The organism is Glutamicibacter sp. MCAF14, from assembly GCF_052114325.1.
In the GTDB taxonomy this organism is placed as follows: Bacteria; Actinomycetota; Actinomycetes; order Actinomycetales; family Micrococcaceae; genus Glutamicibacter; species Glutamicibacter arilaitensis.
In genome coordinates, this window is sequence record NZ_JBFREO010000004.1 from 66,136 (window position 1) to 80,212 (window position 14,077).

Annotated in this window: 11 protein-coding genes and 1 tRNA gene; 9 read left to right on the plus strand and 3 right to left on the minus strand. The window is 61.9% G+C overall.

The window, feature by feature from the left end; all coding sequences use genetic code 11:
• Positions 1–341 precede the first annotated feature (341 nt).
• From AB4Y71_RS07775 to AB4Y71_RS07785, 3 genes are all read left to right on the plus strand, one after another.
• Entirely contained in the window at positions 342–1,337 is a 996-nt protein-coding gene (locus AB4Y71_RS07775; RefSeq protein WP_102597930.1) for an ABC transporter substrate-binding protein, read from the plus strand.
• A gap of 99 nt (positions 1,338–1,436) precedes the next feature.
• The gene (locus AB4Y71_RS07780) at positions 1,437–2,357 is read left to right on the plus strand and encodes an ABC transporter permease (RefSeq protein WP_441719326.1); all 921 of its coding nucleotides are present in this window, start codon (positions 1,437–1,439) and stop codon (positions 2,355–2,357) included.
• A complete protein-coding gene (locus AB4Y71_RS07785; RefSeq protein ID WP_102597928.1) occupies positions 2,350–3,141 on the plus strand; it encodes an ABC transporter ATP-binding protein in 792 nt (263 codons plus the stop codon). Before AB4Y71_RS07780 ends, AB4Y71_RS07785 begins: the two co-directional genes overlap by 8 nt.
• A gap of 212 nt (positions 3,142–3,353) precedes the next feature.
• On the opposite strand, the gene AB4Y71_RS07790 is transcribed toward AB4Y71_RS07785, so the two are convergent.
• The 3 genes from AB4Y71_RS07790 to AB4Y71_RS07800 form a co-directional block, all read right to left on the minus strand.
• Entirely contained in the window at positions 3,354–3,755 is a 402-nt protein-coding gene (locus tag AB4Y71_RS07790) for a hypothetical protein (RefSeq protein ID WP_441719329.1), read from the minus strand.
• A 97-nt stretch (positions 3,756–3,852) separates the two neighbouring features.
• Positions 3,853–4,575 (minus strand): VIT1/CCC1 transporter family protein, encoded by a 723-nt coding sequence (locus AB4Y71_RS07795; RefSeq protein WP_441719330.1) that lies wholly within the window; start codon positions 4,573–4,575, stop codon positions 3,853–3,855.
• Between the two features lie 124 nt (positions 4,576–4,699).
• A tRNA-Arg gene (locus AB4Y71_RS07800) sits at positions 4,700–4,775 on the minus strand.
• A gap of 166 nt (positions 4,776–4,941) precedes the next feature.
• On the opposite strand from AB4Y71_RS07800, the gene argS reads away from it, so the two are divergent.
• The 6 genes from argS to rho all read left to right on the plus strand — a co-directional run bounded on the left by argS (position 4,942) and on the right by rho (position 14,068).
• On the plus strand, positions 4,942–6,585 hold the full coding sequence (gene argS, locus AB4Y71_RS07805) for an arginine--tRNA ligase (RefSeq protein WP_441719333.1): 1,644 nt from the start codon (positions 4,942–4,944) through the stop codon (positions 6,583–6,585).
• 6 nt (positions 6,586–6,591) lie between these two features.
• Positions 6,592–8,013 (plus strand): diaminopimelate decarboxylase, encoded by a 1,422-nt coding sequence (lysA, locus tag AB4Y71_RS07810; protein WP_441719335.1) that lies wholly within the window; start codon positions 6,592–6,594, stop codon positions 8,011–8,013.
• Positions 8,014–9,300, plus strand: coding sequence for a homoserine dehydrogenase (locus AB4Y71_RS07815; protein ID WP_441719338.1), 1,287 nt, complete (start codon positions 8,014–8,016; stop codon positions 9,298–9,300). It abuts the gene before it with no gap.
• Between the two features lies 1 nt (position 9,301).
• Complete coding sequence (gene thrC, locus AB4Y71_RS07820) at positions 9,302–10,402, plus strand: threonine synthase (protein WP_134780475.1); 1,101 nt, start codon at positions 9,302–9,304, stop codon at positions 10,400–10,402.
• A 131-nt stretch (positions 10,403–10,533) separates the two neighbouring features.
• Complete coding sequence (gene thrB, locus AB4Y71_RS07825; RefSeq protein WP_441687060.1) at positions 10,534–11,466, plus strand: homoserine kinase; 933 nt, start codon at positions 10,534–10,536, stop codon at positions 11,464–11,466.
• A 334-nt stretch (positions 11,467–11,800) separates the two neighbouring features.
• On the plus strand, positions 11,801–14,068 hold the full coding sequence (gene rho / locus AB4Y71_RS07830; protein ID WP_441719341.1) for a transcription termination factor Rho: 2,268 nt from the start codon (positions 11,801–11,803) through the stop codon (positions 14,066–14,068).
• The last annotated feature ends 9 nt before the right edge of the window (positions 14,069–14,077 follow it).

Sequence of the window (14,077 nt, forward strand, 5' to 3'; positions counted from 1 at the left end):
ATTTCGGGGCAGGAAAAGCGAATGCGTGTACAGCGGCAAACGAGTCAAATTTTCAGATTGTCCAAGCAATTGTCGACAACTTCAGGTTGGTAAATACAAAACTTCCAGATTCTTGAGCCAAGAGGAGCATTTGTGTCCACAAGAATCGAATTCAAGATGCAAACGTCTATGAATCGACCTTGATTGTAGTCAAGGTGAGGTCTTTCACATGTAAGATCGAGGGTAATCATCGACGTGATGCCTAGGCGGTTCCCGTATGTTGCGCACTAGTTGCGCTTCATAACTAGGTGTACGCGCTATCGGTGGGATTCACTCGCAAGGGAACTTTGAAAGGAACTTCAATGAAGAGCTTCACCGCCATGAAATTCGCTGCCATCGCAGCCGCTGGTGCACTGGCCTTGACCGCCTGCGGCGGCAGCGAACCGGAAGGCAGCGCCGCCGGGGGCGACGACGCTGTCAAGATCGGCATCTCGCAGTTCGTCTCGCACCCTTCGCTTGACGCAGTCGTCACCGGCTTCAAGGCCGGCATGGAAGAAGCAGGCTACACCGGCGACAAGATCAGCTACGACGAGAACAACGCCGAAACCGATCAGGCGACCAATACCTCGATCGCCGGCAAGCTCGCCGCCGATTCGGATATCGATCTGGTACTGGCGGTGGCTACCCCTTCGGCACAGGCCGCGGCGCAGGCGATCACCAACATCCCGGTACTCTTCTCCGCAGTAACCGATCCGGTTGACGCCAAGCTGGTTGCCTCCAACGAAGCACCGGGCGCCAACGTCACCGGTACCTCGGACATGAACCCGGTTGACGAGCAGCTGGCGCTGCTCAAGGAGCTGGCGCCGGATGCCAAGAAGGTCGGCATCGTCTACTCCTCTGGTGAAGCCAACTCGGCAGTCCAGGTCAAGATGGCCAAGGAAGCTGCCAAGTCCCTGGGCTTGACCATCGAGGAAGCAGCAGTTTCGGCTTCCAGCGAAGTCCAGCAGGCAGCCAGCTCGCTGGATGTCGACGCGTACTACGTGCCAACTGACAACGCAGTGGTTTCCGCCTTGGAAGGCCTGCTGCAGGTAGCCCAGAAGAACGGTGTGCCCGTGATCTCCGCTGATGGCGAGTCCGTCAAGCGCGGCGCTACGGCAACCTACGGCATCAACTACGAGAAGCTGGGCGAGCAGACCGCTGCCATGGCCGTGAAGCTGCTCAAGGGCGAAGCCGAACCAGCCACCCTGCCAGTGGAAACCATCTCCGAAGTTGATCTCTACCTGAATGAAGACGCCGCCAAGAAGGTCGGCATCGAATTCACCGATGAGATGAAGGCTGAAGCCGTCGAGGTCTACTAGGCCCCGGCACCTATTTACCGACGCAAGGCGAGGCGCATAACCTGATGCCTCGCCTTTCGTTGTGACTACTCGCAAAACTTACAACTCAAGGATCCACACATGATCACAGCGGTTGAACTCGGCCTGATTTACGCCATCATGGCGCTCGGGGTGTATCTGACCTTCCGTATCCTGGACTTTCCCGACCTGACCGTCGACGGCAGCTTCACCACCGGTGCAGCCGTCGCCTCGGTGGGCATCGTGAACGGGATGAACCCCTGGCTGGCCACGGTGCTGGCCTTCTTCGCCGGCATGGTTGCCGGTGTCATTACCGGACTGCTGCATACCAAGGGCAAGATCGATGGCCTGCTGGCCGGTATCCTGACCATGATCGCGCTGTACTCGGTCAACCTGCGCATCATGGGCAAGGCCAACACCCCGTTGCTGGGCGAGGACACCTTGATCAGCCCCATGCGCGCCTCGGGAATCCTGGGCTCGTGGGCTTCGGTCTCCATCCTCTTCGCCGTCTGCCTGGTCTTCGTGGCTGCAATCGTCTGGTTCCTGCACACCGAACTGGGCATGGCCATGCGCGCTACCGGCGACAACCAGGAAATGATCCGCTCCTTCGGCGTGAGCACCGATAACCAGAAAATCCTGGGCCTGGCCCTGTCCAACGGCCTGGTCGCCCTTTCCGGTGCGGTCATCGCCCAGTACCAGGGCTTCGCCGATATCGGCATGGGCATCGGCCTGATCCTGATCGGCCTGGCATCGGTCATCGTCGGCCAAGCCATCTTCACCCAGCGCTACATCTGGCTCGCGGCCATCGCCGTGGTCTTCGGTGCAGTGATCTACCGCCTGGTAATCCAGATGGCGCTTTCGGCCGGCCTGGAAGTCAACGATATGAAGCTGATTTCCGCGGTCCTGGTGGTCCTGGCCCTGCTGCTGCCAAAGTGGAAGGGCTTCCAGAAGGTCCTCAAGAGCGTCAAGAAGCGCCCGCAGCCCGTTACCGAATCCAAGGAAGAGGTTCGCACCAATGCTTGAAATCAAGAACCTGTCGCGCACGTTCTTCCCGGGAACCGTCAACGAGCGCAAGGCGCTGCGCAATATCAACCTGAACCTGGCCGACGGTGAATTCGTCACCGTCATCGGCTCCAACGGCGCCGGCAAATCCACCGTGCTGAACATGGTGGCAGGCAAGCTGCAGCCAGATGTCGGTTCGGTGACCATCGCCGGCAAGAACGTCACCAAGCTGGCTGACTACAAGCGGGCCAAGTACATTGGCCGCGTTTTCCAGGACCCGATGGCCGGCACCGCGCCGACCATGTCCATCGAGGAGAACATGGCCCTGGCCTACGCCCGCGGACGCTTCCGCGGCCTGGGCCTGGGTGTTGGATCCAAGCGCCGCGAACTGTTTGTCGAAGAGCTCAAGTCCTTGGAACTCGGTCTGGAAAACCGCCTGAAGACCAAGGTGGGCCTGCTTTCTGGCGGACAGCGCCAGGCGTTGAGCTTGCTGATGGCTACCTTCTCCAAGCCCAAGATCCTGCTGCTCGATGAGCACACCGCAGCACTTGATCCGCAGCGTGCCGCGCTGGTCTCGCGCTTGACCAAGGAAATTGTCGAGCGCCACCAGCTGACCACCTTGATGGTCACGCACAATATGGAACAGGCCCTGCAGCTGGGCACCCGGCTGATCATGATGCACGACGGGCAGATCATTCTGGACTTGAACCAGGAAGAGAAGTCCAGGATGACCGTCCAGGATCTGCTCGATGAATTCGGCAAGATCAAGGGCGCGCAGCTTGATGACAAGACCATGCTGCAGTAGCTGAGGCACTGTCCGCAGGTCCCGTACCCTTCAGTGGGTGCGGGGCCTGTGGTGGTTAAAGCCTAGGAGAGGTCGGTCTCGAGCTGGCTTTTAAGCTGACTGACACGAACACCGGTTCTTGGCATGTTCTTGGGCCCAATGGCGGCGATGAATAGTTGGCGCGTGTGGCCAGCTACGTCGGGCGCAGCCTCGGGTGAACTGGAGAATGCCGGTCAGTGAGCACATGGAAGGACCGGCTGCCGCGAAGATCCCTCGCCGCCTATCCAAACGTATTCCGTGCCCAAATCGTCTTCGACTTCGGCACAAATGTGCTCGAAAAAGATGTCGCTCGGTAGTGATGGTGCCCTGCCGGCCACAGACGCTCCAAACTCTTTGACCTGAGCGTTCCAGATCTCAAGATTTTTATTGAATCCTGCATCTAGTTCACGGGTCACATCATTGGCTAGGCTCCGTAGCTTGAACTCAAAACCCGAAGAGTCCACCGCATCGTAGTCTTCCGAGTACTCCCGCCAAGGCGGAGGAACGGTGCTCAGCTTCAGCCCGGCAAAACACACATCAATGCCTTGGCACACGGCTACGACGAGATCAATTGGAGCGGATTCGATGCGCGCCATGGAATCAGACTTCACAGCGAGTCATCGAAGATACCCGTCGCTATACAGATGCGCCGTGGCTGTGCGGCCACCGAGCACAGCGGCAAATTCGATTGCACTAAATGATCCCGCTGGAGCCAAGTAGCGAACCAATAATGAACGTCGCAGCTAAGGCCAGCGCACCACCTATCACCAGTCGAAGTGCGGCAACGTGCTTGGAGCTTCCGCCGATGTAGGCGCTGAGCGTCCCGGTGAGGGCAAGCGCGGCAAGTACCGCAACGAAGGTCACCGGAATGCGAATTTCTTCTGGCGGTAACAAGATGGCCAACATGGGCAGGATGGCCCCAACAATAAATGCCGCCGCCGAAGCATACGCAGCATGCCAAGGATTGACGACTTCTTCTTCGTCGATATTCAACTCGGCGGACAAGTGGGCCGCCAACGCATCATGTTCGGTTAGTTCGGTAGCCACCTGCATCGCGGTGTGCTTGCTCAGCCCCTTCGCCTGGTAGATCCCGGCAAGCTCAGTGAGCTCAGCTTCGGGATCTTCACGCAGCTCTTGGCGTTCCTTCTCTACCAGGGCACGCTGCGAGTCTCGTTGGCTGCTGACCGAAACATACTCGCCCAGTGCCATCGAGATGGCCCCGCCGATGACCGCGGCCATTCCGGCAGTGATGATCGGGGCGGTGTGGTTGGTGACGCCGGCGACGCCAACAACTGTCGCGGCTACCGAAACAATGCCGTCGTTGGCTCCGAGCACTCCGGCGCGCAGCCAGTTGAGACGTTCGGCGAAGTTCAGATCATGCGGTTCGCCTGGATGCGAATTCAAGGAATCGGTCATTCCCCAACATAACCACCAAGTGCGCGACCAATGCCAGCGTTTGGTTGAAAAATGGCAGGAACTGAAATGGGATTCAGGGATAAAAAATAGCAGGCCCTGGATGAACCAGGACCTGCTATTTTGTTGGTGCCCCTGAAAGGAATCGAACCTTCGGCCTTCTGCTCCGGAGGCAGACGCTCTATCCACTGAGCTACAGAGGCGGGTTGCTGGGCAACAGGAAAAATACTATCAGGTCGCGACTTGATCTGCGCAATTCGAAGCAGCGGGCCTTGATGTGTTGCAAAAGTCACCGGATTAGGCCGGTTTCGCAAGTAAAGGTGGTCACGAATGCTGAACAAGCGCGGTTGTTACCGGTATTCTTGAACGGTGACTCCTGAAGAACTCTCCGCAGCAATATCCGCATGCCTGACCGAAGCCGTAGCCGCAGGTGAAATCTCCGTCGAGGTACCCGAGACCGTACGCGTTGATCGACCGAAGAGCCGTGAACACGGCGACTGGGCGACCAACATCGCGTTGCAGCTGGGCAAGAAGGCCGGCATGGCCCCTCGCGACTTCGCCCAGATCTTGGCTACCCGGCTTGCTTCAGTTCCAGGAGTCGGCGCCGTGGACATCGCAGGTCCCGGCTTCCTGAACATCACCCTCGAAGCAGGAGCGGCCGGCGAGCTGGCCCGCACCATCGTCGAGGCAGGCTCCGCCTACGGCAACAACGAAGCGCTGGCCGGCCACGTGGTCAACATGGAATTCGTTTCGGCGAACCCCACCGGCCCGCTGCACATCGGCCACACCCGCTGGGCCGCGCTGGGCGATGCGATCTCCCGCGTGCTTCGCGCCTCGGGTGCATCGGTGACCAGCGAGTACTACATCAACGATGCCGGCAACCAGATGAACGTCTTCGCCCGCTCGGTCTACAACCGCATCCACGGCCTGCCTGTGCCAGAGGGCGGCTACCCGGGCGAGTACATCAAGGAACTGGGCGACGCCGTGTTGGCCGAGAATCCTGAGCTGAAGGACCTGGAAGAAGCAGAAGCCATCCCGGCGCTGCGCGATGCCGCCTACAAGGCGCAGCTGGCGGACATCAAGTCCACGCTGGCCGACTTCGGCGTCAGCTTCGACGTGTTCTTCTCCGAAACCACCTTGCATGAAGGCGGGGCCGTGGCCGACGCCGTGGCACGCCTGCGCGAACAGGGCCACATCTTCGACTTGGAGGGCGCAGTCTGGCTGCGCACCACCGACTTCGGCGATGACAAAGACCGCGTGCTGATCCGCGCCAACGGCGAACCGACCTACTTCGCCGCCGACGCCGCCTACTACCTGTCCAAGAAGGACCGCGGCTTCGAAGAGAAGATCTACCTGCTGGGTGCTGACCACCACGGCTACGTCAACCGCCTCAAGGCCATTGCCGCCTGCGCGGGAGACGACAAGGACAAGAACATCGAGGTGCTGATCGGCCAGCTGATCAGCGTTAATGGTGCCAAGCTGTCCAAGCGCGCCGGCAACATCATCGAGCTGCGCGATCTGATCAACTGGATCGGCGCCGACGCGCTGCGCTACTCGCTGGCCCGCTTCCCAGCCGATTCGCCGATCGCACTGGATCCAGAGCAGCTGAAGAAGAACACCAACGACAACCCGGTGTTCTACGTCCAGTACGCCCACGCACGCTCGGCCGCCGCGGCCCGTAACGCCGCCGCCAAGGGTGTTACCCGCAACGACTTCGATGCAGCACTGCTCACCGACCCGACCGAGAATGAACTGCTTGCCGTGCTCGGCCAGTTCCCATCGGTAGTTGCAGGCTCCGCAGAATTCCGCGAACCGCACCGCATTGCCCGTTACCTGGAGCAGGTCGCCGGCGCTTACCACTCGTGGTACGCCGCTACCCGCATCACCCCGATGGGCGAAGATGAAGCGATCGCACGGGTGCACGGCACCCGCCTGTGGCTGAACGACGCCGCCACCACCGTATTGGCAAATGGATTGGAACTGCTGGGCGTTTCCGCCCCAGAGAGGATGTAAGACCTTATGGCCGTATCGCCGCTAGCCCCGCAATGGCTGCAATTCCCCGAAAACATCAACGCACTTCGCGACATCGAATGGGCTTCGGGGGTTTCCCGCGAGGCTGGCGGCGAACTGTCTGTCCAGGGCATTCCCGTCTCGAAGCTGGCCGAAGAATTCGGCACCCCGCTGTTCGTGCTCGATGAGAACGACTTCCGCGCGCGTGCCGCAGGCTTCAAAACCGCCTTTGACGAGGCGTTTAAGGACTTGTGCGGGGGAGTAGACGTCTACTACGCCGGCAAGGCATTCTTGTGCACCGAAGCGGCCCGCTGGGTCACCGCCGAAGGCCTGCGCCTGGATACCTGCTCGGGTGGCGAGCTGGCTGTAGCCGGCGCCGCCAAGGTACCCGCTGCCAACCTCTCGCTGCACGGCAATAACAAGTCGGCCGCCGAAATCACCCGCGCCATCGAGATGGGCGTGGGACGCCTGGTCATCGACTCGCTCGATGAGCTTGAGCGCGTGATTTCCATCGCTGATGCCATGGGGCAAACCGCCCAGGTGATGCTGCGCATTACCCCCGGCGTGCACGCCTCCACCCATGAGGCCATCGCCACCGCGCACGAGGACCAGAAGTTCGGGTTGTCCATCTTGGAAGACGGCACCGGCAGCTCCCCGGCACTGCGTGCGGTAGCCGGCGCCCTGGCCGCGAAGAACATCAACCTGCTGGGCCTGCACGCGCATATCGGTTCGCAGATCTTCGAAGCCGAGGGCTTCGCCATGGTCGCGCGCACCATGCTTGGCCTGCTGCACAAGATCCGCGAAATCCACGGCGTCCAGCTGCCTGAACTGGATCTGGGCGGCGGCTACGGCATTGCCTACACTTCCGAAGACCAGCCATCCACCCCGGCCAAGCTGGCAGGGCAGATGGCCCAGGTTGTTTCCGAAACCTGCAAGGAACTGGAACTGGAATGCCCGCGCATTTCCATCGAGCCAGGCCGCGCCATTGCAGGCCCGAGTACTTTCACCCTCTACGAGGCCGGCGTGCGCAAGGACGTCCAGGTCGAGGACGCCTCCGGCACCCTGCATCCGCGCCGCTACATTTCGGTGGATGGGGGGATGAGCGATAACCCGCGCCCGGTGCTCTACGACGCGCAATACACCGCCGTGCTGGCCAGCCGTATGACGCAAAACGACGCAATTATTTCTCGCGTAGTTGGGAAACATTGCGAGTCAGGTGACATAGTCGTGAAAGACGTTTACCTGCCCGAGGACGTGGCGGCCGGCGATTTGCTCGCCGTTCCGGCCACCGGCGCCTACTGCTGGGCGCTGTCGAGCAACTACAACTACCTCACCCGTCCCGCGGTGGTAGCGGTGCGTGATGGCCAAGCCCGTCTGATCGTGCGCAGGGAAACGGAAACAGACTTGTTGGCCCGCGACATGGGAGTTTAATTGAGCGGCGAAAAGAACCTGAAGGTAGCCCTGCTGGGTTGCGGCACCGTCGGAGCCCAAGTGGCCCGAATCCTGCTGGAAAATGCAAATGAACTGGCTTCCCGTTCCGGGGCCGGCCTGCAACTGATCGGCATTGCGGTACGCAACCTCGATGCCAAACGGGATGTAGCGCTGCCCCAGGAGCTTTTCACCACCGACGCCCGCGGGCTGATTGCCCAGGCCGATGTGGTGATCGAGCTGCTCGGCGGCCTTGAGCCTGCTGGCGAATACATCGCCGCGGCCCTGTCCAAGGGCGCGAGCGTCATCACCGGCAACAAGGCGCTGATCGCCCTTGAAGGCGCCAAGCTCAACGAGATCGCCGCCGCCAATGGCGCGCAGCTGCGCTACGAGGCCGCAGTGGCCGGGGCCATCCCGATCCTGCGCCCGATCGCCGACTCGCTGGCAGGGGACCGCATCACCAAGGTGATGGGCATCGTCAACGGCACCACCAACTTCATCCTCGACGCGATGGACACCACCGGTGCTGCCTTCGACGACGTGCTGGCCGAAGCCCAGGCGCTGGGCTACGCCGAAGCTGATCCAACCGCCGACGTGGGCGGGCACGATGCCGCCGCGAAGGCCGCGATCCTCGCATCCTTGGCTTTCCACACCAACGTCTCCTCCGACCAGGTGTCCACCGAAGGCATCACCGAGGTCACTGCCGCGGATGTGTCCGCAGCGGCGGCAGCCGGCTACGTCATCAAGCTGCTGGCCATCGCCGAGCAGGCCGAAGCGGGCATTTCGGTGCGCGTCTACCCGGCCCTGGTGCGCCGCAGCCACCCATTGGCCACCGTGCACGGCGCGTTCAACGCCGTGTTCGTAGAGGCGGAGAATGCCGGGGATTTGATGTTCTACGGCGCCGGTGCCGGCGGCAACGCCACCGCCTCGGCCGTGATGGGCGATGTGGTTTCCGTGGCTCGGCAGATCGCTGCCGGTGCCCCGCTGCCCAACGGCTCGATCAACCAGGCGCCAACGCTGCTGGACTTCGAGGCGATCACCACCCGCTACTGGATTGGCCTGTCGGTCAAGGACCAGTCCGGCGTGCTGGCCGCCATCGCCACCGTCTTCGGCGAGCATGGGGTCTCCATCGAGTCGATGAGCCAGCAGGTGGACGCCGAAGCCGGCGCGCAGTTGCGCATCCTGACCCACCAGGGCACCGAAGCGGCCCTGGCCAGCACCGTCGAAGCGCTCAAGGCGCTGGACGCGGTGCGCTCAGTCTTATCCGTTATGCGAGTTGAAGGAAACTAACGTGGCTCACCAGTGGCGCGGAGTAATCCGCGAATATGCCGATCGCCTGCCAGTGAACGAAAATACCAAGGTCATCACCCTGGGCGAAGGCGGCACCCCGTTGGTCTACGCACCGGCGCTGTCGGCCCATACCGGCAATGAGGTGTACCTGAAGGTCGAGGGCATGAACCCGACCGGCTCCTTCAAGGACCGCGGCATGACCATGGCGATGACCGCCGCGGTAGCCGCCGGAGCGAAGGCCGTGGTCTGCGCCTCCACCGGCAACACCTCGGCTTCGGCCGCGGCCTACGCCACCCAGGCCGGCCTGAAGTGCGCCGTGCTGGTACCGGATGGCAAGATCTCCATGGGCAAGATGTCCCAGGCGATCGCCCACGGCGCGGACATCATCCAGATCGACGGCAACTTCGATAACTGCCTTGAGGTCGCCCGCAAGCTCAGCGAGAACTACCCGGTATTCCTGGTCAACTCGGTGAACCCGGCGCGTATCCAGGGCCAGAAGACCGGCGCCTTCGAGGTCGTGGACTTCCTGGGCGACGCACCTGACTACCACCTGCTGCCAGTAGGCAACGCGGGCAACATCACCGCGTACTGGAAGGGCTACAAGGAGTACTCCACTGAGTGGACCAACGAGGCCGGCAAGGTCCTCGAACCGGTATCCACCAAGAACCCGATCATGTGGGGCTTCCAGGCAGCTGGCGCCGCTCCGATTGTTGCCGGGCACCCGATCACCGAACCAGACACCATCGCCACCGCGATCCGCATCGGCAACCCGGCTTCCTGGGAACAGGCCGAAGCAGCCCGCGACGAGTCCGGCGGCCAGATCGACTCGGTCACCGATGAGCAGATCCTTGAAGCCCACCGCTGGCTCTCCTCGCGCGAAGGCGTGTTCGTGGAGCCTGCTTCGGCAGCCGGCGTGGCCGGCCTGCTCAAGCACCACGCAGCGGGCAACGTCCCGACCGGCAAGAAGATCGTGATCACCGTAACCGGCCACGGCCTGAAGGACCCGGACTGGGCTCTGAAGCAGTCCGACGGCTCGGACGTCGCACCAAAGAAGGTGGCCTTCGACGTAGTCGAGGTTGCCGGCGCCCTGGGCCTGGCCTAAACGCCTTCGGCCAGAATTCTTCTGGCCAGCCAACGGCCCGCCGCGCCAATGGCTCTCCTGGAAACGGGGGAGCCGGCCGTGGCGGGCCGTTGTGCATCCATCATCTATCGCACCGAAATCTTGAAGGAACCATGACGCAGCAGATCGCCCTGGGCCAGAAGTTGATCGTTTCCCCTCCGGCCACCTCCGCCAACCTCGGCCCTGGCTTCGATTCGCTGGGCCTGGCCCTGGAATACCGCGACCGCCTTGAGGTGGGCACCGCGCGCTCCAGCAGCGTCGAGATTTTCGGTGACGGGGCCGATGAGCTGCCACGCGATGAATCCCACCTGATCATCAAGGAAATGCACCGCTACTGGAAAGACGCCGGCTTCGCCCCGGTAGGCGTGGACCTGGTGGCGCATAACCGCATTCCGCATGCTCGGGGCATGGGCTCGTCCGCAGCGGCGATCGTTGCCGCCTATGCTGCGGCCGACGCGCTGCTGCCAGCAGAGGCACGTCGTGGAACCGAATCAATCTTCCAGGCCGCGGCCGCGTGGGAAGGCCACCCGGATAATGTGGCCCCTGCGGTCTTTGGCGGTTTGAGCATTTCTGCCACGAATCCCGATGGCAGCTTCAGCTCCGTGCAGGTGCCATTGCACCCGGATCTGCGTGCGGTGCTGGCCATCCCCTCCAACGGGCTGTCCACCGAAGTGGCCCGTGGCGCACTGCCCTCGCACATCGAGCATGCGGTGGCCGCGGCGAACAGCGCTAGCGCCGCCTTGCTGATCCACGCTTTGAGCAATGACCCAAGCCAGTTGCTGGGCGGCACCAAGGACTACCTGCACCAGGATTACCGGGCTGCGGCCATGCCGCAAAGCGCCGCACTGATTGCCAAGCTGCGCGATGCCGGATTGGCCGCAGTGGTTTCCGGTGCCGGCCCAACTGTGATGATCCTGGTGTCCAGCGAGGACCAGGTAGCTGCCGTGCAAGCGGTGATCAACGAATTTTCTGCGAGTTCTTCAGTGTCTTGGCGTGCTGAAGTTCCCAAGCTTGCCTCTAACGGTGTTACAGTAGAAGTGCTGTAACACCATGGCAGGCCGGATCGCTGGGCAGTAGCCCGGTCCGAATCATTTGTGGCCAGTGTTGATGCGGATAAATTCGGTTCTTGAACCCCATTTCATCCCTCCAGCCGCTCCGGATTTCCCTGCAGTTCGCAGCACCTTTGATATCCCGCATCCAGGTACGTCTTCGTGCCCAGGCGATATCAGTTTCTTTAATCCACCGCAGTTTTGCTCCGAATTCTGGGCTATCTTGCGGGGAGAAAGTGAAGTAGCCACGAAATCTTCGGCTACGGAACATCATTTACGGCATAGTGGGCCTGCCTGAAGCGGCCCATCCTACGAGTCAGAAGGAACTTTCGTGACCGAAACCACGAGCCTCACCGAAGGCGTGGACACCAAGACTTCCGAAAATAAGAGTGCCGGTCTGGCCTCTTTGAAGATGACCCAGCTGCAGCAGTTGGCTTCCCAGCTGGGAATTACCGGCGGGTCGCGCATGCGCAAGGCTGATCTGGTCAAGGCCATCGGCGACCACCAGCGCGGTGGCTCCGTTGCCGCGAAGGACGCCAAGGCTGCCCAGGAAGCTAAGGCCGCCAAGGCTGAAGCACCGGCAGAAAAGGCTGAAGCCGAGGCACCTGCAAAGGCATCCAAGGCCCGCGCACGCCGCGAGCCAAAGGCCGCCGCTACCCAGCAGGCCGAGACCGCAGTCCCTGAGGCAAGCGCCACCGAGCAGGCACCAGCAGAAAAGCCAGTTCGTGCACGCCGCACTTCGCGCCGCGTCACCGACTCGGGCAAGATCAACGCTCCAGCAGAAAACGCTGAAGCAGCTGCCCAGGCACCAGCTGAAGCTCCGGCCACCGAGCAGGCACCAGCCGCTGAGGCCAAGGCTCCGCGCCAGCGCCGCAACTCGCGCAACAACAAGCCAGTTGACCAGCCAGCCGAGCAGGCAGCTGAGCCAACCGAGGCTGAGGCGGAGAACGCCGAGAACGCCGAGAACAACGGCGAAGCACGCGAAGAGCGTCGCGAACGCGGCAACCGCCGTGAGCGTGGCAACCGCCGCGAGCGCAACAACGATCGCACCGCAGAGCGTGGCGAACGCGCTGAAGCTGGCGAAGGCGAGAACGCTGAAGAGCGCACCGACCGCCGTGAAGAACGTCGTGAACGCGGCAACCGCCGCGAGCGCAACAACGATCGCAATGAGCGCAACAACGATCGCAACGAGCGCAACAACGAGCGCAACAACGATCGCAACGACCGCAATGAGCGCAATAACGATCGCAATGATCGCAATAACGACGGCGTTGACTCGGAGAACACCGAGGATCGCAACGACCGTTCGGATCGCAACGACCGCCGCGAACGCCGCGAGCGCAACAACGACCGCAACGATCGCAACAACCGCCGTGAGCGCAACAACGATCGCAACGACCGTAACAACCGCAACCGCCGCAACCGCCGTGATGACGACGAGCCGCAGCTGAGCGAGGACGACGTCGTATTGCCGATCGCCGGCATCCTGGACGTACTGGAGAACTACGCTTTCGTGCGCACCTCCGGCTACCTGCCAGGCCCGAACGACGTCTACGTCACCCTGGGACAGGTCAAGAAGTACAACCTGCGCAAGGGCGACGCCATTGTTGGCGCAATCCGCCAGCCACGCGAGGGCGAAACCCCTAACCCGCGCCAGAAGTTCAACGCGCTGGTGCAGCTGACCTCGGTCAACGGCAAGAAGCCAGAGGACAACCGCGAACGCGTCGAGTTCAACAAGCTCGTTCCGCTGTACCCAACCGAGCGCCTGCGCCTGGAAACCGATCCGAAGCTGGTCGGCCCACGCGTCATCGATTTGGTTGCCCCGATCGGCAAGGGCCAGCGTGGCCTGATCGTTTCGCCTCCAAAAGCCGGCAAGACCCTGATCCTGCAGGCTATTGCCAACGCGATCACCATCAACAACCCAGAAGTGCACCTGATGATGGTGCTCGTTGATGAGCGTCCCGAAGAAGTCACCGACATGCAGCGCACCGTCAAGGGCGAGGTCATTGCCTCGACCTTCGACCGCCCGGCTGATGACCACACCACCGTGGCCGAGCTGGCCATCGAGCGCGCCAAGCGCCTGGTGGAAATGGGCATGGATGTCGTCGTCCTGCTGGACTCGATGACCCGCTTGGGCCGCGCCTACAACCTGGCAGCTCCTGCCTCGGGCCGTATCCTCTCCGGTGGCGTCGACTCAGCAGCGCTGTACCCTCCGAAGCGCTTCTTCGGTGCAGCCCGCAACATCGAAAATGGCGGCTCGCTGACCATCCTGGCTACCGCTCTGGTTGAGACCGGTTCCAAGATGGACGAGGTCATCTTCGAGGAATTCAAGGGCACCGGCAACATGGAGCTTCGCCTCTCGCGCCAGCTGGCCGAGAAGCGCATCTTCCCAGCGGTGGATGTCAACGCATCCTCCACCCGCCGTGAAGAGCAGCTGATGAGTGCCGAAGAGGTGCGCATCATGTGGCGCCTGCGACGCATGCTCTCGGGCATCGACCCGCAGCAGGCACTGGAAGTGCTCACAGGAAAGATCCGCGAAACCGGATCCAACGCCGAATTCCTGATGCTGGTCAACAAGACCACGCCAAACAAGGATTAGCACCGCATA